The sequence below is a fragment of the Paenibacillus cookii genome, from assembly GCF_018333375.1.
Taxonomy (GTDB): domain Bacteria; phylum Bacillota; class Bacilli; order Paenibacillales; family Paenibacillaceae; genus Paenibacillus_AQ; species Paenibacillus_AQ cookii.
In genome coordinates this window covers 56,081-74,036 of record NZ_BORW01000023.1, presented here as the reverse complement: position 1 = coordinate 74,036, position 17,956 = coordinate 56,081, and the positions used below count along the sequence as shown (strand labels likewise).

Below are 17,956 nucleotides of genomic sequence, written 5' to 3'. Positions count from 1 at the left end.
GTCGAAAGAGCCACTCATCAAGAGCAAGGCGATTTCTCCGAAAATATGATTGGGGGACGAGAGATCGTGTCTACACGAAAAAGTAAGTTGAAATGGAAAAAGCCGGCGGCAGTATTGTTGACCTGCGCGCTAACCGTAGGCGGACTGCCTGCGGGGTTTGCTCCGCTAACGGCAAACGCGGCAGCGGCAGGTGAGGCCATCAAGACGTCGGTTGGGACAACCAGCGTAAACTACGACAGAAATGGGTCAGCCCAAAGCGTAATCATCGATAAAAATTTGTCCATTGATTACGATAAGCCTTTGGATGCGGCAACGGTAATCATTGAAGGATTTGTACCGGGGGACAAGCTGGAATTTACGGATACCAACGAAATCAAGGGCGAGTATAACGCTCAGAACGGGATCCTTAAATTAACGGGAGCCGCAACCGCTCAGCAGTACATCGATGCGCTGAACAGCGTTTTGTTTACGCCTGCTTCAGGCAAGGTATCGGACAGAACCATTAAGTTTTCGCTTGGCAGCGCGCTGCCGTTTGACGTGAACGGGCATTTTTATGAATATATCAACAATGGTTCCGCCATTACCTGGAATAATGCGAAAACGGCCGCAGAAAAGATGGAATACTTCGGGCGTAAAGGGTATCTAGTGACGATTACCTCCAAGGAAGAAAACAACTTCGTAACGGAAAAGGCGCAAGGTCTCGGCTGGATTGGTGCGGAGGACATTGAACGGAAAAACGGCGAAGCGAGGCAAAATGGAGATTGGCGCTGGGTCACGGGTCCGGAAGGACTGGAGGATGGCGGCAAAGGTTTGCAATTTTATCAGGGGTATTATGTAACACCAGTACATGGCCCAGTAGAGAACAGATATACAAACTGGGATAACGGCGAGCCCAATGACACTGGCGGTGAATACGTCGCTCATATTTTCGGACCGGGTTCAAAACCGGGGAAATGGAATGACTATGCTCCCACGAAGTCCGTTACGGGCTACATCGTCGAGTACGGCGGCATGCCTAACGATAACAATATCCAAATCAGCGCCACCAAAACGGTCAACTTCGTCGATGTCACCGAATTGAACCAGGCGATCAAAAACGGCGATGATCTGAAACAAGCGGATTATGACGAAGCCAGCTGGAAGGAGTACCAGAAGGCGCTGGAAGACGCGAAAAACATCCTGAACCAAACCAGCAAAACCCAAGCCGATGTGGACGCGGCTACGAAAGCTGTGAAAATGGCGCAAGGCAACCTGAAGCTCAAGCTGGAGGTCACAAAACCGGGCGGCGACACTGTTTATACAGAAAAACCGGTGTTTAGCGGCGTATCCGCTCCTGGCGCGACGGTAACGGTCGCTGTCTATGACGAAGCCGGCAACGTCGTTGGACAACCGGTCGAGGTGACGGCCGGCCCGAACGGGGAGTGGAGCTACGTTCCCGAACCGGGATTAAAAGACGGCAAATACACTTACGAGGTCAGCGCGAAAAGGGATCAGCTCGAGACCTCGACGGGACGCAAAGATTTGACCGTCAATACCGTCCTGCCCGAACTTTCCATTGATGGGCCTGCCAGCGAGAAGGTAACGTCCGCGCAGCCGGAAATTACAGGTTCGGCCGAGCCGGGCGCGACGGTAACCGTTGCCGTTTACGATGAGTCCGGGGCGCAGATCGATGTGCAAATCGTGACGGCCGATCCGAACGGCAACTGGAGCTTTACGCCATCCAAGCCGCTGGAAAACGGAAAAAATTATAAAGTAGAAGCAGCAACCGAAAAAGACACCAAGGTGTCCAAAGCCGCAAAAGACATTCAAGTCGACACGACGGATCATACTGCGCTTGCCGGGCTGGAGGTAAACAGCTGGGACGGAACGAAAATCCCGTTGTCTCCACCATTTAATGGCGCAACAAAATATCAGGCTTCCGTTACGAACGATGTTTATAGCGTGACGATTAACCCTGAGTTGTTTGATCCGAATTCCAAAATCGAAATCTCGCTCAACGGCGCTCCGTTCACGAAAACGGCTAATGGCACGGCAAGCGACAAGCTTCCGCTGCATGCAGGCGAGAATACGATCGTCGTTCGGGTAACGGATGCGGATAACAATGTCAAAGAATATACGATTACGATCTATAGAGAATTCAGCGGAAGCAACGGCGGCAACAGCGGGAATAACGGCGGCGGAAGCACGACAAACCCAACGCCTACACCGCCATCCGGCAATTCCGGGATTGATACGTCCGTAAACGGCAACGATACGCCATTTGCCACGGGCAAAACGACCACAACCGATAACGGAAAGCAGACGTCCGTTCAAGTCGACTCTTCTAAACTGAACGATATTTTATCTGGCGGAAATGGGCAAAAACTTGCTATCCAATCCCCGAACGAAGGCAGCCTGAGCGTCGACGGCTTGACGGCAGCCGATGTGCAAAAATTGGCCGACAAAAAAGCCAGCCTTGAAATCGGCAACCAGCTCGCCATTTATCCGGTTCCGGGCGGGCAGCTGGATGTAAGCAAAATCGTCCAGCAGCTGGGCAACGCGGCAGCAGGCGATATCGCCGTGCATATCGACATTAAACGTTCTACGGACGCGGTCATCGCAAACGCCAAAAACCAGGCGAAAACCAAAGGATACGACCTGTTGGTCGATCCGGTCGACCTGGACATGACCTTTACGCATAACGGCTCTACGGTAAGATCCGGGCAGTTAAACGGATATGCCGCGAAATACATCGCACTGCCTGAGGGCATCGATCCGAACCGGATTACGACCGGCGTGGTCGTCAACCCGGACGGAACTGTATTCCATTTGCCGACGGTCGTCACGAAAATCGGCAACCGTTATTATGCGGAAATCCATGATCTGCGCAGCAGCGGAACCTACTCCGTTATTTGGAATCCTCAAGATTTCGATGATGTGAGAACCCACTGGGCACAGCGCAACGTCAACAACATCGCGGCCCGGCTCGATTTGGAAGGAAATGGCGACAATACGTTCTCGCCGAACCGCAACGTAACCCGCGCCGAATTTGCGGAAATCGTTGTTTTGGGACTCGGATTGATGCGCCAGGAGGAACCGAAGAATACGTTTGACGATGTACGATCCGATGCTTGGTACCGCAGCGCCATCTCCATCGCCAGCGAATTCGGCATCGTCCTCGGTTACGACGACGGCGCGTTCCGTGGCAACCAGAATATCACGCGTGAAGAAGGCATGGCGATGATTGCCCGCGGTTATCAATTGATCCGTCCGGGCCACGCCATCAGCGAGGCCGAGATCAATAGCCTGCTTGCAGGATACCAGGATGGGTCCAATGTAGCCAAATGGGCGAAGCCATCCGTGGCGACGCTGCTGTCCGAAGGCATTGCCCAAGGCAACGCAAAGGATTTGGCTCCGAAATCGCCAATGACGCGCGCCGAGACGGTGGCCTTGATGGAACGCCTATTGAAAGTCACGAAATTGATTGACTAAGCCTTGTGTTTTTTACGATCTGGCAAAATCGAAACAGCCCTCGCGGGTTACTGCGGGGGCTGTTTTTCATGAATGGATGGTTACGAACATTACGTTAAGGTTAGGCCGATTTTTTTAAAAAAATAAGTGTGATTTCGCAAGACACTGCGGCGAAAGATGGGAGAAACACATGAATGACCAGAATAAAGCCAAGGGGCACCCGAGGGGCGCCCCTTGCGTCATGCATGCAACGAATCGATACCCTTCCAAGCGTCATTCATTTTGCGGTATAAATTCGTATCTATACCTTTCGAACGACGTTGAGGAATAATACGTATCGATTTCCTTGACTTCGCCGGGTTCAACGGTCACTTTTTCGTAGGTTCTCCGATCCAGCTCTTTGTCCTGCTCATCATAGGTTGTGACGATCAAAGTTCCCGTGAATCGGTACGAATCGTTGTAATTTCCGGCATATAATTTGATTTTGAATGATTTGTCATCGCGGAACGACCCGGCGGCCAGCGCCAAACGGTCGATATCGCGGACGGAATCGCCGAGCTGCTCCATTTTATATTCATAGTGGCGGGCGACTTCCGCGCGCATTTTCATTTCCATCGATTTTTCGTTGTACGTGATCGTAGCGATGGGAATCGTCGTAACGATGTACAGCATGACGACCGCCCCGAAACCGCTGCGGAGCACCACGCGCCGTTCATATCCGCCCGCAATCAGCGCCACCCAAGCGATCACGATCAGGACAAGGGTAATCAGATGCCACTTGGAAAAAAACATTTCCGTAAAGAGCGACAGTGCCGACGCCTCCTTTCATCTTGCTTTGCTTGTGCTCCAAGTCCGACCGGCTTTTCATGTTAAGAGCGGCCCCGGCGCTTGCGGCGAATCCAGTACAGGATGCCGAAGACCGGCCAGATGGCAAACGCTGCGAAGATGGCGGCCGTCAACGTGGAGACGTAATACTCTTCGCCGGCCCCGGTATCGGTTTCCGGCATCATTGCGCCGATCAGGGCCCATCCGAAAAACAACAGGAGGGCATAACGCAGCGGAACCCAGTACGTCAGTCGTTTTGCCAAAAACAGATAGATTATTCCGCCGATGAGCGAAACGGCAAAGCAAATGCCGACGCCGTCCGATGCAATGCTCCCCTTTAAGGCAATTTTAAGAAAAACGTATACGAAAGCGAATAAAAGCGCAAAAATGATCGGTGTCGTCCATTGCGGCTTGAATCTCTTGATCCCTGCGGGATGGCGAGTACCGGCCTCCTGCTGGGAAGGGCCCTCTGCACTGGCGGCTTGCCCCGGTCTGCCGTGTTCGATTTCCCTGACAAGCTGCTCCAGTTCCTTTTGCAAATGATGGTGGAACGGAAAAGGCCTTGAATTGGATTCGTCTTCAAGCTGCGGCAGCTGCTCCTCTTTTGGCAGGGCACTTGGCATCACGGCGGTCGCCCAAATCGGAATGTCCCGGCTTTGCAGCTCTTTCAGCCATTGCTCGGCGTCGAAATATTCGAAAAAGGGAACGCCCAGCACGCGCCGGTCCGTCTCTTCCCGGTAAACGACGTTGATCATCGGCAAAATATGATACATCGGCTGGTGTTCGTTGAATTTGCTTTTCCGGTAGGCATAATGGTACGGCGCCACATAATACGAAACGTAAATCCGTTCAACCCGATCCAGCGGGATCGTCCCTTCGCTGACTTCGGGATCGGGATGATGGTATATCCGGTATTCGATCCGGTCGCGGCACAATCTGTACCGGCTTAGAAGACGGTTTTTGCGAATCGCGGACCGCAAGTAGCGGACGGAGAACCGGATCAGCCAGAACCCCGGCACCAGCAGGATCAGCAGCAGGAAGGCCCAGGATTGGTACCTGTAGGCCCAGTACAGCGGGCCTATGACAAGCCCGGCGCCAAGCGCCAACACGAACGTCATGACCTCGAAGGTAAGTATCCAGTAAAAAGGCTCCATACGCCGATCGGCGCGTTCATGAATGCAATCCTGATCGGTAGTCGAAATCAATCATTTCCCTCCCATGCCATTGGATTTTTTAAAATGATAGAAAACCAATCTCACTATACGCGTCCGGCTGCTTTGAAAGCAACAGCGTGTTTTATATGCCTATATACGGAAAAAACGGGTTTAGGTTACATGCAAAAATGCATTGGAAAGGTTGAAAGCTCCGGGAAAAAGAACAAGGCCGCCCGCAGGCGGCCCTGAAAAAGCTTCGGGTATAACACTTTAAAACACTCTCCGCGCGGTAACGAACCGTTTTTTCCACTGCCCGTCAAAGGCTTCCATATGAACGCCAAGCTCTTTGGAATAGGTGTGCAAAATTTGGTTGTCGCCCGCGTAAATGGCCACATGGCCGATCGGCAAATTGCGCGCCGTGAAAAAGAGCAGGTCCCCTTTGCGCAGCTGATCGACCGGCACTTCTTTGCCGACTTTGGCTTGGTCGTACGAAACCCGCGGCAGATCGATCCCGAGCGTGTCCTGGAAGACGCGTTTGACGAAGGAAGAGCAGTCGAACGTTTTCGTCTGGTCCGGCGAAGCTCCGAAAACATACGGCGCGCCCCAAAAGGTCTTCCCGTAAGCGATCAGTGCGTCGCCCTGCAGTTTGGCGAGGCTCGGGCTCGCATAATCGGTATATTTCGGTTTGGCCGATATGTATCCGGTGCGGTTGTCCGGCGTTTGCACCTTCAGCCACGAGGCGTTGACCTCCTGCAGGACATGGACCTTCGTCCCGGCGGCCAGCATGGCAAGCGAAGCGCCTTTCTCGGCGTCGGGTTTGTCGCGCAAGTTCACTCCCCACAGAATGGACGTTTCCGCATGGATGGCCGAGGTAACGGTAACGGTGCGCGAACCCGGGTCCCATTTTACGGTGCCCCCGAGCGCTTCGCTTACGAAACGAAGGGGAACAAGCGTATATCCGTTGACGATTTGGCCGGGAACGTCGACGGATATAGCTTGTCCGTTTATGGAAGCGGTGTGCTCGCCAATGCGGTAAACAAGCGTCGCGACCCCTTTTTTGGCGGTGACGGTTTTGGCGGCGTTATCCCAAGTCAATCGGGCGCCTTCCGCCTCAAACAACCCGCGCATCGGAACGAGCAGGGTTCCGTTTACGTTGTAAGGCTCCACTTCGGGCCGAAGCTGGCGCCCGTCCAGAAAAATCGATACCGGCTTGGCTCCCTCCTGACCCTGAACCGCATTTGCCGCATGCGTCGGGGCAGCGTGAAGCAGCGAAGCCGTTAACAGAGAAAGAAGCAAAGCTTTGCTTTTGGTCATGCCTTCATCTCCTTGTTGACTGATGTTCGGAGTTCCCAATCCTCCTCTACGTATAGTTGGACGGCGCCATGCCGAATTGGTTTTGTACCAAATGATGGCAAAGGGAAACGGCCGCCATCATATAGAAGGAAAACAGGTGCTTGAAAAACTCGGTCAAATAGTTCAATATAAAGATATCAATTATTAAAATACACATGTTTAAGCTGCCTGGCAGCAAGACATGATGGGATAAGGGAGGGGCTCACCCATGGAGATCGGGATCAGCACTTTTGCGGAAACCACGCCGGACGTTCGCACCGGCAACGTACTCAGCCATGCCGAACGCATTCGGGAGGTCGTGGAGGAAATCATCCTGGCGGATCAGGTGGGACTGGACGTATTTGGCATCGGAGAGCATCACCGGAAGGACTACGCCGTTTCTTCGCCGGCGATGGTGCTTGCGGCCGCCGCGCCGCAAACGAAGCGGATTCGGCTGACGAGCGCGGTGACGGTGCTGTCCTCCGCCGACCCGGTGCGGGTGTTCCAGGACTTCGCTACGCTGGACGGCATTTCGAACGGACGCGCCGAAATTATGGCGGGAAGGGGATCCTTCATCGAATCGTTCCCGCTGTTCGGTTATGACCTGAACGATTACGACGCGTTGTTCGACGAGAAATTGGAGCTGCTGCTTAAGATCAGGGCGTCGGAGAAGGTAACCTGGAAGGGCGGGCACCGCCCGGCGATCCAGGACCGCGGCGTCTATCCGCGTCCCGTTCAGGATCCGCTCCCGGTCTGGATCGGCAGCGGCGGCAATCAGGAGTCCGTCGTGCGCGCCGGCCTTCTCGGCCTGCCGCTCGTGCTGGCGATCATCGGCGGCAGACCGACGCAGTTTGCGCCGCTGGTGCAGCTTTACAAGCGGGCAGCCGCGCATGCGGGACATGATCTGTCGAAGCTGCCCGTGGCTTCCCATTCCCATGGTTTCGTGGCGGAGGAAACGGAGCTTGCGGCGGATAAGTTTTACCCGTCGACGCAATACAGCATGAACATCCTTGCCCGGGAGCGGGGCTGGGGGCCCTATGACCGCAGCAGCTTTGATATGGCACGGAGCTTCGAGGGAGCGCTGTACGTCGGCGATCCGGAGACGGTGGCCCGGAAAATCATCCATCTTCGCAAACGGGTGGGCATTACCCGGTTTTTCCTCCACGTTCCCGTAGGCAGCATGCCGCATGACGACGTGATGAAAGCGATCGAGCTGCTTGGAACGAAGGTCGCGCCGATCGTGCGCGAAGAGGTCGCAAAATGGGAAGCTGCGGGCGAGCCGCAGGAATAAGGCCAAAAGAGGGGCGTAATGCCTCTCTTTTTTATGTAAATTCAAATCATTATATCAGACTGCAATATGAAATTTTTACCATTGTCAATATCTTCATATCGGCGTAAAATGATGCCTAATACTCTTACGTTGACATTACACCGGAAGTGAGGTTAGGCCATGAACGCCGTAGCAAAAGTAAGCCGTTTTGTCGGAGGAACGTTTTCCGTATGGGTCATTTTGTTCGCTTGTTTCGGTTTTTTTATGCCGGAGGTCTTTATCCCTTTAAAGGGGTACGTATCGCTTTTTCTCGGGATCGTCATGTTCGGCATGGGGCTGACGTTGTCCTCCGCCGATTTCCGCGAGGTTTTTCGCCGTCCGTTTGAAGTGCTGATCGGCGTCGTCGGCCATTTTATCATCATGCCGCTGCTTGCCTACGTGCTGGCGCTGGTGCTGAATTTGCCGCCGGATATCGCCGTGGGCGTCATTCTGGTCGGCTGCTGCCCGAGCGGCACTTCTTCGAACGTCATGACGCTGCTCGCCAAAGGCGACGTCGCGCTGGGCGTATCGATCGCATCCGTGTCGACGGTGATCGCTCCGCTCGCCACGCCGGCTCTGATCAGCCTGCTGGCGGGTCGCTGGATGCCGATCGACGGCGGCGCGCTGATCAAGGACATCCTGATGGTCGTCATTTTGCCGATCGTTCTCGGCGTCATCGTCAAGACCTTGTTCAAAAAGCAGGCCGAAGCGAGCGCCCAGGCCCTTCCGCTCGTGTCCACGCTGGCGATCGTGCTGATCGTGGCGATCGTCGTCGGCGGCAGCAGAACGAAAATCATCGAAAGCGGGCTGCTGATCTTCGCGGTCGTCATCCTGCACAACTTGCTCGGGTATGCGCTGGGCTATTTGTTCGCAAAACTTTTCCGCATGAACTTGAGCAAACGGAAAGCGATATTGTTCGAAACCGGCATGCAGAACTCCGGTCTCGGGGCCACGCTGGCATCGGCGCATTTTAATCCGGTAGCGGCCGTTCCGAGCGCGATCTTCAGCGTCTGGCACAACATTTCCGGCTCGCTGCTGGCCACCTGGTTCGCCCGGCGCGCCGAAAAAGAAGCGGCATCGAAAACCGCTTGACGGAAATACCCGGTTCCTTCGGCAAAGAGGTCATTCCGACAAGGGGTGGCCTTATTTTTGTGCAGGCTCGGAAAACTTCGGTCCACTCTGGTCCGGATGGCCTGCGTCGCGGTCATGCTCCATGCCAGCCAAAAGCTTGCGGCAGTTTTTTCTGGTGTTTATATGCATTCGCAAATCGTTGACAAGAAAGATCTTCAGTGTTATATTTATCTCGAATTAAAGATTCTTTTCTTTAATATAAATGATCCAAACTTCAGTTCATTGATTTTAAATACAACGAATGGGAACGTTAATCCCAAGGAGGAATCTGCCATGAATGGATTAAAAGGAATCCACCACGTTACGGCGATCACGAGCAGCGCCGAGAAAAACTATCAATTTTTTACCTTCGTGCTGGGCATGCGCCTGGTGAAAAAAACCGTCAATCAGGACGACATTCAAACGTACCATTTGTTTTTTGCCGACGATAAAGGAAGCGCGGGCACGGATATGACGTTCTTTGACTTTCCGGGCATTCCGAAAGGGGTGCACGGCACGAACGAAATCTCCAAAACCTCGTTCCGCGTACCCAGCGACGCAGCGCTCGACTATTGGGTAAAACGGTTCGACCGGATGAACGTCAAGCATTTCGGCATCAAAGAGATGTTCGGGAAAAAGACGCTGTCCTTCGTGGACTTCGACGATCAGCAGTACCAGCTGATTTCCGACGAAAACAACGAGGGCGTACCGTCCGGCACGCCATGGCAAAAGGGACCGATTCCGCTGGAATACGCGATCACGGGTCTGGGCCCGATTTTCGTGCGAGTCGCCAACTTCGACTACTTCAAAGAAATGCTGGAAAAGGTGATGGAGTTCAAGGAAATCGCGAAAGAAGGCTCCTTCCATCTGTTTGAGGTGGGCGAAGGAGGCAACGGGGCGCAGGTCGTCGTCGAATACAACGCCGTGCTGCCGCCGTCCCGCCAAGGTTTCGGCACCGTCCACCATGCGGCGTTCCGCGTCGAGGACCGAAGCGCGCTGGAGCACTGGATCAAGCGGATGGAACAGTTCGGGTTTTCGACTTCCGGTTACGTGAACCGCCATTTCTTCGAATCGCTGTATGCGCGGGTGGCGCCGCAAATTTTGTTCGAGTTCGCGACCGACGGTCCGGGCTTCATGGGCGACGAGCCGTATGAAACGCTTGGCGAAAAGCTGTCGCTGCCTCCGTTCCTCGAGCCTAAGCGCGAGCAAATCGAGAAACTGGTCCGTCCGATCGACACCGTGCGCAGCACGATTGAATTTACGAAAGAATAAAGTTTTGCCCCCGAAGAGGAGTACATGACCACCCATGTGCTCCTCTTTTTTTCGTCACGGGCTCGCCCAGGCGGAGGGGCTCCCGAACACTCCGTAATTTTTCCCTATAAACGTTTTTTCCCGGGAGAAATGCTCCGCCGTCGTATACAATCCAGCTAGGAAAAACGGAGGAGGAGTCGCCATGAACAAAAACCAAGAACCGGAGCTGGAACAAGTTTCGGCCCTGGCCCGCCGGTATTTTCGTTCAACCGCATTTCAAATCGAAAGGGAGCCGTCGGGCGTATCCACTTATGTATATCGCATTGCCGCCAGCGGCGGGATCTTTTATTTGCGGATTCTTCCGGAGCAGGAAATGAGCTTTGCCCCCGAGGTACACGTCCATCGGCTGCTCCTGCAAAAAGGCGTGCAGGTGCCGGAAGTGCTTCATTTCGAGCCTGTTCATGAGGAGCTGGGCCTGTCCGTGATGCTGGTGCGGGAAATCCCTGGGGTTCATGCCGGGCAGGTAACGTCTCAAGCGTCATACGAACGTGTCATGGAGAATGCCGGCAGCCAGCTTGCCTTGGTGCACGGGATACCGGTAGACGGCTTTGGCTGGATCAGGAGAGGGCGGAACGAAGACGGCGCGGTATTGCGGGGGGAGAACCGTTCGGCAGAAGAGCAGCTGCTGGAATTTTTGGAGGATGACGTGCAATTTTTATCGGAAAAGCTGTTCAGCAAAGCGGAGGGCTCTATTATTCGCAGGGTCATGGAACGGGGGCTTCCGCTGATGGGCCGGCATGAGCCGCGGCTTGTTCACGGGGATTTCGACGATTCGCATATTTTCCAGGACAACGGGATCTACACGGGGATCATTGATTTCGGCGAGATTCAGGGAAGCAGCCCTTTATACGATCTGGGGCATTTCAAACTTCACGATGGACAGCGGCATAAAGGTTTTCCGGCGTTATGCGAAGGATACCGAAGCGTCGTTCCCTTAACGGCATGGGATCGGCTGGAAATTGATCTTTGGGCCGTCTGGATCGGCGTGAGGAGGTTAGGGATCGTTGCCCGGCGTTCGCCGCATGCCGGTTATGTGCATCATCTGCTGAACCGCGTGCGGGAATTGCTTGACGTCGTCTCCAGGCAGCTATGATGCGGGCGGCTTGCAAGCGGTCCAAATACTGCATGAACACCTGATGAAGCCCGCCCGGTTATGTCGGTATTACCGATGGAAGCCGGCGAGGCTTTTTTTCTTAAAACCACCTTATTTCGACACGAAACTTCGACAAAATTCGAAAATAGTTATAGCATTTTTTACAGTTTGACACTAAAATAAAGTTAGTGGACGTTTTAGTCAGTTAAAAGGCTAAAATGGCAAAAACATGAAGGGATCGGATAAGGATTGTAATTCCTAGTAATCCGATATACAATTGAAAACAGTCAATAGAGAGTGGGGGATAAGACATCATGCGTAAATATTTTTCAGGGGTCGTTATTTTGGCGCTGCTGACCATGCTGGTCACGGCTTGCTCCGGGGATGCCGGCAATTCGGCAGCACCTTCGGACGCTTCGTCTTCCGGGTCTTCGCAAACAACCGGCGACCAGCCTAAAGACGGAGGCAATCTGATCATCGGGGTACAGGCCGATCCGGTCATTTTGAACCCGAACTATGCAGGGGACCGCGTCAGCTTGACGATTGACCAAGCCCTTTATGCGCCTCTTTTCCAAGTCAATAATGGCAAGAAAACCTTTTATCTCGCCGACAGCCTGGAGCCGTCCGCGGATAACTTGACGTATACATTGAAGCTGAAAAGCGGCCTGACTTGGCACGATGGAGAGAAGCTGACGGCGGATGACGTGGTGTTCACCATCGACAAGATTTTGGACGAGAAACAAAACAGCATGCTGAGAGGCAACTTCATCATTCACGGCAAACCGATCAAAGCGGTAAAAGTCGACGATACGACGGTAGAATTCAAGCTGCCGCAGGTGAGCCCGGCATTCGAAGCGACGCTCGTTCAGGTCACGCCGATTCCGAAGCATATCTTCGAACATGAAGCGGACATCGAAAAGAGTCCTAAGAACAATACGCCGGTCGGTTCCGGCCCGTTCAAGTTCAAGGAATACAAAACGGGCGAATACGTGACGCTGGAGCGCTTCGACAACTACTTCGGCGGCAAACCGCATCTGGACACGATCACGTACCGCATTTCCAAGGATGCGAACGCCTCGAACCTCGCCCTGCAAAACGGCGAAATCAACATCAAATACGTCGATCCGCAGGATGCGGCGACGATCGAAGCGACAGGCAATTTCGAAATGAAGAACTACAGCGAAGGCCGCCTGGCTTACATGCTGTTCAACGAAAACAGCGACACGGGCCTGATGAAAAACAAGGAAGTAAGACAAGGGCTGTCCTACGCCCTGAACCGCGAAGAGCTGATTCAAGTGGCTTACACGTCGCCTGACTATGCCGATCCGGCCAAATCCTTCGTCACGCCGGACGGGCTGTATCATGACAACAACGTCACGACGTACGACAACGACGTGGAAAAAGCGAAGGAACTGCTGCAGAAAAACGGCGTCGTCGGCAAAACGCTGCGCTTTATCGTAACGAGCGGCAACAAGGCTCAAGAAGCGATCGCGCTCTATGTGCAACAGAAGCTGAAGGATGTCGGTGTCAACGTGGAAATCCAGTCGATGGATGCATCGGCGTTCAGCGACAAGTTCACGAATCCGGAAACCAGCGATTACGAGCTGACCGTCGGCGGTTACATCATGGGCTTCGATCCTGACGCATACAGCATTTTGTACACGACGGGAAGCGACTCCAACTACGCGCACTACTCGAATCCGGAAGTCGACAAGCTCTTCCAGGAAGGCGCCGGCGAAGCCGACACGGCCAAACGCGGAGAGATCTACAAGAAGCTTCAGGAAACGATTGCCGCCGATGCGGTCATTTACCCGATCGCTTATACGAAAACAATCGTTGCCGTGGATAAAAAATTCGGCGGCCTGGACGAAGCCGTGCTGAAGCCGGTCGTGATTTTTGAAGATCCGTCCAAGCTGTACCAGAAATAAGGGTTTCGATAAAATAAAACCGGACGCGAAAGCCGGGAAGATCAACGACAATCAAGCCGGTCATCCAGCATTGGAAGCAGGGGTTATCCCTCTTTCGGTGCTGGAACCAGCTTTATTTTTTTCAGTGGGTAAACGACTGATAGGCATATTCAAAATCCAGGATGTTAAGCTAGGGGACTAAGAGCATGAAAAGACTGATCGTCAGAAGATTGTTGCAAACCGTGCCGATGCTGTTTTTTGTGTCGATCGTCTGCTTCATTTTGGTGAAAGCGGCGCCCGGGGACCCCGTGCGTTCTTTTATTACACCGAACATGCATGCGGAGGACATTGAACGCGTCAGGCATAATCTCGGCTTGGACAAGCCTGCGTACATTCAATATTTCATATGGCTCAAAAATTGTTTGACGGGCAATTTCGGTTACTCGCTCGTGAACCACAAACCGGTCATGGGACAGATTTTGGAGCGGCTGCCCGCAACGGCCGGACTGATGGGGTCGGCGATCGCGCTGGCCGTCATTTTGGCGATTCCGCTCGGTTTGGTCGCGGGCGCGAACCGCAACCGCTGGGTCGACAAGCTGGTCAACATGATCGCGTACATCGGCATTTCGCTTCCGCTTTTTTGGCTGGCGATATTGCTGATGTACTTTTTCTCCATTAAGATGCACTGGCTGCCGAGCATGGGCATGCGCACGATTGGCGTCAATTCGGCGCTGGACGTCATCAGGCACGGCATTTTGCCTTGCGTGGTGCTGGCGATCGGCTTTTTGACGGTCTACGTGCGGTATATCCGTTCGAGCACGATCAGCCAGCTGAAAGAGGACTATGTGCAAATCCAGTACGCTTTCGGTTCGGCGAAACGGATCATCTTGTTCCGGCACGTGCTGAAGCACGTGGTGCTGCCGGTCATTACGCTGGTGGGCATGTCCATGGGCGATTTGGTTGCCGGAGCGATCGTGACCGAGACGGTATTTTCGTGGCCGGGCATCGGATCGCTTGGCATGACGGCCGTGCGGGGCATGGATTATCCGGTCATTATGGGCATCACATTGTTCTCGTCGGTTCTGTTGATTCTGGGGAACCTGCTCGCGGACATTTTATACGGCATCGTCGATCCGAGAATTAAAACAACGAGGTGATCTCATGAAACGGAGTAAATGGATTAATGTTGCCCGTGAGCTTAAAGGAAACAAGCTGGGGATCGCCGCCGTTATCGTGTTGCTGATCATCGCTTTGGCTGCGATCTTTGCTTTCCTGTCCTCCAAGGATCCGAACCAGATCAATGCGCTCGACCGGCTGAAGCCGCCGAGCAAGGCGCATTGGTTCGGCACCGACGATTACGGGCGGGATACGTTCACAAGGGCGCTTTACGGCGGCCGCGTCTCGCTGGCGGTCGGTTTTCTGTCCATGATTTTTGCGACGGCGATCGGCGTGACGGTCGGCATCATCAGCGGTTATTTCGGCGGGTGGCTCGACAGCCTGCTGATGCGCCTGCTGGATATCATCATGTCGATCCCGTCTTTCCTCATTCTGCTGCTGCTCAGCGTGTACTTGAAACCGAGCGTGGGCAACATCATCGTCATTATTTCGCTGCTGATGTGGATGAGCATCGCCCGGGTCGTCCGGGCGGAGACGATGGCGCTGAAGGAGAGGGAATACGTCCTGTACGCCAAGGCGTCCGGTCAAAGCGCATTCGGCATCATACGGAAGCATATTCTGCCGGGGCTGTTGTCGGTCATCATCGTGAGTGCCACCAACAACATCGCTTCGGCGATCATGATGGAGTCGTCCCTCAGCTTTCTGGGCTTCGGCGTGCAGGCGCCAAACGCGACCTGGGGCAGCATGCTCAACGGCGCGCAGGGGTACGTGGTCAATGCGCCGTATATGGCGCTGTTCCCGGGCTTGCTCATTTTCGTGACCGTGCTTTGCTTCAACATACTTGGCGATATATTGCGCATCGGTCTCGAACCGAAGCTTGGCAAAAGATAAACCGCCGTCGTAAGGCGATGAAGGAGTGAGAAACCAAGATGACAAAACAACTGCTAACCGTCGATGGGCTCAAGGTCTCATTCCAAACCAGGGACGGGCAAAACCAGGCGGTCCGCGGCGTCAGCTTTCATGTGGGCGCCGGCGAAACGGTCGGCATTGTCGGCGAATCGGGAAGCGGGAAAAGCGTGACCGCCAAAGCGATTATGGGACTGATTGCTCCTCCGGGAAAAATTACGGAAGGCAAGGTTTTGTTCCAAGGGGAGGATTTGAGCGGCCTTACCGAAAACGAGTGGCGCAAGCTCCGGGGCAACCGGATTGCGATGGTGTTCCAGGACCCGATGACGTCGCTGAACCCGGTCAAGACGATCGGCTTCCAGATGGCGGAAGTCATCCGGCGCCACCGCGGGCTCGGAAAAAAGGAGGCGCTGTCGGAAGCGGTGGAAATGCTTCGGAAGGTCGGCATCACCGAGCCGGAGCGCCGCGTCAAGCAATATCCGCATGAATTCAGCGGCGGGATGCGCCAGCGGGTCATGATCGCGATGGCGCTCTCCTGCAGTCCGGAGCTGCTGATTGCCGACGAGCCGACGACGGCGCTGGACGTGACGATTCAGGCGCAAATTCTCGATTTGCTGAAGCAGCTCAAGACGGAGTCGGATACCGCCGTGCTGCTTATCACGCATGATCTCGGCGTCGTTGCCCAGGTCTGCTCCCGCGTCGTCGTCATGTACGGCGGCATGGTCATGGAAGAGGGGACGGTCGAAGATATTTTCTACCGGACCGGCCATCCGTACACGCAAGGGCTGCTGCGTTCGGTTCCGAAGCGCGTAGGCGCAAACCGCGAGCGGCTCGTGCCGATCGAAGGCTCGCCTCCCGATCTGATCGACCCGCCTGCGGGATGTCCGTTCCAGGACCGCTGTCCGTACGCGTTCGGCAAATGCTCGGAGCTTCCGCCGATGGCGGACCTTGGTGAAGGCCACCGCTCCTTGTGCTGGCTCGTGCAGGACAAAAGCACGCTGAAAGAAGCGCTCGGGGAGGAGGAAACCGGTCAATGAACGAACATATCATGGTTGATGTGCGCAACCTGAAGAAACATTTCACGAAAGGCGGCGAAGTGCTGAAAGCCGTCGACGGCGTCAGCTTCCAAATCCGCAAGGGCGAGACGTTCGGCCTCGTCGGCGAATCCGGTAGCGGCAAATCGACGGTCGGACGCTGCCTGATCCGGCTGTACGATTATACGGAAGGGGAAGTGTTTTTTGACGGGCAAAACCTGTCCAAGCTGCGGGACAAGCAGCTCAAGCCGTTCCGCCGGCGGATTCAGACGATTTTTCAGGACCCGTATTCCTCGTTGAACCCGAGCATGAGCGTGCTGGATTTGATCGGGGAACCGATGGATATCCACGGCATATATAAAAAAGCGGATGAGCGCAAGGAGTTCGTGGCGGGGCTCTTGGAAAAGGTCGGGCTCAAACGGGAGCATCTGTACCGTTACCCGCATGAATTCAGCGGCGGGCAGCGGCAGCGGATTTCGATCGCGCGGGCGCTTTCCGTCCGTCCGGACTTCGTCGTATGCGACGAGCCGATCTCCGCGCTGGACGTGTCCGTGCAGGCGCAGGTGGTCAACATGCTGGAGGATTTGCAGGCCGAATTCGGGCTGACGTACCTGTTTATCGCGCATGATTTGTCCATGGTGCGCCACATTTCCGACCGGATCGGCGTTATGTACAGAGGCCGCCTGGTCGAAGTGGCGGAAAGCGACGAGCTGTACGACAACCCGCTGCATCCGTATACGAAGGCGCTGCTGTCGTCCATTCCGATTCCCGATCCGCGCGCGGCCAACGAAAAAATGGCGGTGAAATACGAGGTGCCCACGGCCGGTGACGGCGTGGTGCCCGAGCTGCGTGAAGTGAGCCCGGGCCATTTCGTGGCAGACCATTAAAAGATTAGAGGTGCTGATTGAAGCATGGAGAAAAATGAGCGCGTCAAACTATCCCAATGGGATGCATTAATGCTGGAAGGCCTCCGCGCATACGGCTGGTCCGACGAAGAGCTGCTGCGCAGAGTCCGCGAGCGCGATTTGCCGAAGGATACGAGCATGTTTGAGTTCGATTATCAGGCCTTGGCCGAATGGGCCGCGGCCGAACCTGAGTTGTTCCGGTCTGCGGTAACGAACGGTTATTCCATCAAGTACAACACGCTTGGCGGCCTCCGCTCCTGGATTTTGGTTGCCTGCGGCTTCGAGCCGGAGGTCATTCGCGAGCCGGGGCACGAAGCGGTGATCGCCGAGCTGACTCCCGAACAGAAGGAACGCCTTGCGTCCGTCATGTCGTTCGGCTGGGTCATTCGCGAAGAAGCCGGCAAGCCTGGCGTGTACCGAATCGAGCCGCTGCAAAGAGGATAAGGACGCAAACCGCAAAAAACCTGCTCATAGGCGAGCAGGTTTTTTGTGTGTTTAAGCAGG

At 54.6% G+C, this 17,956-nt stretch carries 14 protein-coding genes; 11 read left to right on the top strand and 3 right to left on the bottom strand.

All coding sequences use genetic code 11. The annotated features are described in order from the left end of the window. Nucleotides 1-66 precede the first annotated feature (66 nt). Nucleotides 67-3,471, top strand: coding sequence for an S-layer homology domain-containing protein (locus KI367_RS18590; protein WP_212951487.1), 3,405 nt, complete (start codon nt 67-69; stop codon nt 3,469-3,471). Nucleotides 3,472-3,723: 252 nt separating this feature from the next. On the opposite strand, the gene KI367_RS18585 is transcribed toward KI367_RS18590, so the two are convergent. The 3 genes from KI367_RS18585 to KI367_RS18575 all read right to left on the bottom strand — a co-directional run bounded on the left by KI367_RS18585 (nt 3,724) and on the right by KI367_RS18575 (nt 6,743). Further along, complete coding sequence (locus tag KI367_RS18585; RefSeq protein WP_156124469.1) at nt 3,724-4,242, bottom strand: hypothetical protein; 519 nt, start codon at nt 4,240-4,242, stop codon at nt 3,724-3,726. A gap of 77 nt (nt 4,243-4,319) precedes the next feature. After that, nucleotides 4,320-5,480: a prepilin peptidase gene (locus KI367_RS18580; protein WP_212951481.1), complete on the bottom strand. Its 1,161-nt coding sequence runs from the start codon at nt 5,478-5,480 to the stop codon at nt 4,320-4,322. Nucleotides 5,481-5,699: 219 nt separating this feature from the next. After that, on the bottom strand, nt 5,700-6,743 hold the full coding sequence (locus KI367_RS18575; RefSeq protein WP_212951479.1) for a C40 family peptidase: 1,044 nt from the start codon (nt 6,741-6,743) through the stop codon (nt 5,700-5,702). A 247-nt stretch (nt 6,744-6,990) separates the two neighbouring features. Between KI367_RS18575 and KI367_RS18570 the strand changes: the two genes are divergently transcribed. The 10 genes from KI367_RS18570 (at nt 6,991) to KI367_RS18525 (ending at nt 17,896) form a co-directional block, all read left to right on the top strand. Then, nucleotides 6,991-8,052 carry an LLM class flavin-dependent oxidoreductase gene (locus KI367_RS18570; RefSeq protein ID WP_212951477.1) on the top strand — a complete coding sequence of 354 codons (1,062 nt, stop codon included), beginning with the start codon at nt 6,991-6,993 and terminating at the stop codon, nt 8,050-8,052. A 159-nt stretch (nt 8,053-8,211) separates the two neighbouring features. Then, nucleotides 8,212-9,162, top strand: a complete 951-nt coding sequence (locus KI367_RS18565) for a bile acid:sodium symporter family protein (protein WP_212951475.1) — start codon at nt 8,212-8,214, stop codon at nt 9,160-9,162. A gap of 312 nt (nt 9,163-9,474) precedes the next feature. Next, complete coding sequence (locus KI367_RS18560) at nt 9,475-10,452, top strand: ring-cleaving dioxygenase (RefSeq protein ID WP_212951473.1); 978 nt, start codon at nt 9,475-9,477, stop codon at nt 10,450-10,452. Between the two features lie 181 nt (nt 10,453-10,633). Then, on the top strand, nt 10,634-11,584 hold the full coding sequence (locus KI367_RS18555) for an aminoglycoside phosphotransferase family protein (protein ID WP_212951471.1): 951 nt from the start codon (nt 10,634-10,636) through the stop codon (nt 11,582-11,584). Nucleotides 11,585-11,898: 314 nt separating this feature from the next. Next, nucleotides 11,899-13,512 carry an ABC transporter substrate-binding protein gene (locus KI367_RS18550; RefSeq protein WP_212951469.1) on the top strand — a complete coding sequence of 538 codons (1,614 nt, stop codon included), beginning with the start codon at nt 11,899-11,901 and terminating at the stop codon, nt 13,510-13,512. A 185-nt stretch (nt 13,513-13,697) separates the two neighbouring features. Then, nucleotides 13,698-14,648, top strand: coding sequence for an ABC transporter permease (locus tag KI367_RS18545; RefSeq protein ID WP_036706121.1), 951 nt, complete (start codon nt 13,698-13,700; stop codon nt 14,646-14,648). Between the two features lie 4 nt (nt 14,649-14,652). Then, nucleotides 14,653-15,498 carry an ABC transporter permease gene (locus KI367_RS18540; RefSeq protein ID WP_036706123.1) on the top strand — a complete coding sequence of 282 codons (846 nt, stop codon included), beginning with the start codon at nt 14,653-14,655 and terminating at the stop codon, nt 15,496-15,498. A gap of 38 nt (nt 15,499-15,536) precedes the next feature. Then, entirely contained in the window at nt 15,537-16,550 is a 1,014-nt protein-coding gene (locus tag KI367_RS18535; RefSeq protein WP_212951467.1) for an ABC transporter ATP-binding protein, read from the top strand. After that, nucleotides 16,547-17,434, top strand: a complete 888-nt coding sequence (locus KI367_RS18530) for an ABC transporter ATP-binding protein (protein ID WP_036706126.1) — start codon at nt 16,547-16,549, stop codon at nt 17,432-17,434. Before KI367_RS18535 ends, KI367_RS18530 begins: the two co-directional genes overlap by 4 nt. 24 nt (nt 17,435-17,458) lie before the next feature. Next, nucleotides 17,459-17,896, top strand: coding sequence for a hypothetical protein (locus tag KI367_RS18525; protein ID WP_212951465.1), 438 nt, complete (start codon nt 17,459-17,461; stop codon nt 17,894-17,896). The last annotated feature ends 60 nt before the right edge of the window (nt 17,897-17,956 follow it).

Excerpts from the sequence above, each read along its gene's own strand:
- KI367_RS18585 (WP_156124469.1), bottom strand. The coding sequence starts at position 4,242 with ATGTTTTTTTCCAAGTGGCATCTGATTACCCTTGTCCTGATCGTGATC.
- KI367_RS18575 (WP_212951479.1), bottom strand. The coding sequence starts at position 6,743 with ATGACCAAAAGCAAAGCTTTGCTTCTTTCTCTGTTAACGGCTTCGCTG.
- KI367_RS18570 (WP_212951477.1), top strand. The coding sequence starts at position 6,991 with ATGGAGATCGGGATCAGCACTTTTGCGGAAACCACGCCGGACGTTCGC.
- KI367_RS18565 (WP_212951475.1), top strand. The coding sequence starts at position 8,212 with ATGAACGCCGTAGCAAAAGTAAGCCGTTTTGTCGGAGGAACGTTTTCC.
- KI367_RS18560 (WP_212951473.1), top strand. The coding sequence starts at position 9,475 with ATGAATGGATTAAAAGGAATCCACCACGTTACGGCGATCACGAGCAGC.
- KI367_RS18555 (WP_212951471.1), top strand. The coding sequence starts at position 10,634 with ATGAACAAAAACCAAGAACCGGAGCTGGAACAAGTTTCGGCCCTGGCC.
- KI367_RS18550 (WP_212951469.1), top strand. The coding sequence starts at position 11,899 with ATGCGTAAATATTTTTCAGGGGTCGTTATTTTGGCGCTGCTGACCATG.
- KI367_RS18545 (WP_036706121.1), top strand. The coding sequence starts at position 13,698 with ATGAAAAGACTGATCGTCAGAAGATTGTTGCAAACCGTGCCGATGCTG.
- KI367_RS18540 (WP_036706123.1), top strand. The coding sequence starts at position 14,653 with ATGAAACGGAGTAAATGGATTAATGTTGCCCGTGAGCTTAAAGGAAAC.
- KI367_RS18535 (WP_212951467.1), top strand. The coding sequence starts at position 15,537 with ATGACAAAACAACTGCTAACCGTCGATGGGCTCAAGGTCTCATTCCAA.
- KI367_RS18530 (WP_036706126.1), top strand. The coding sequence starts at position 16,547 with ATGAACGAACATATCATGGTTGATGTGCGCAACCTGAAGAAACATTTC.
- KI367_RS18525 (WP_212951465.1), top strand. The coding sequence starts at position 17,459 with ATGGAGAAAAATGAGCGCGTCAAACTATCCCAATGGGATGCATTAATG.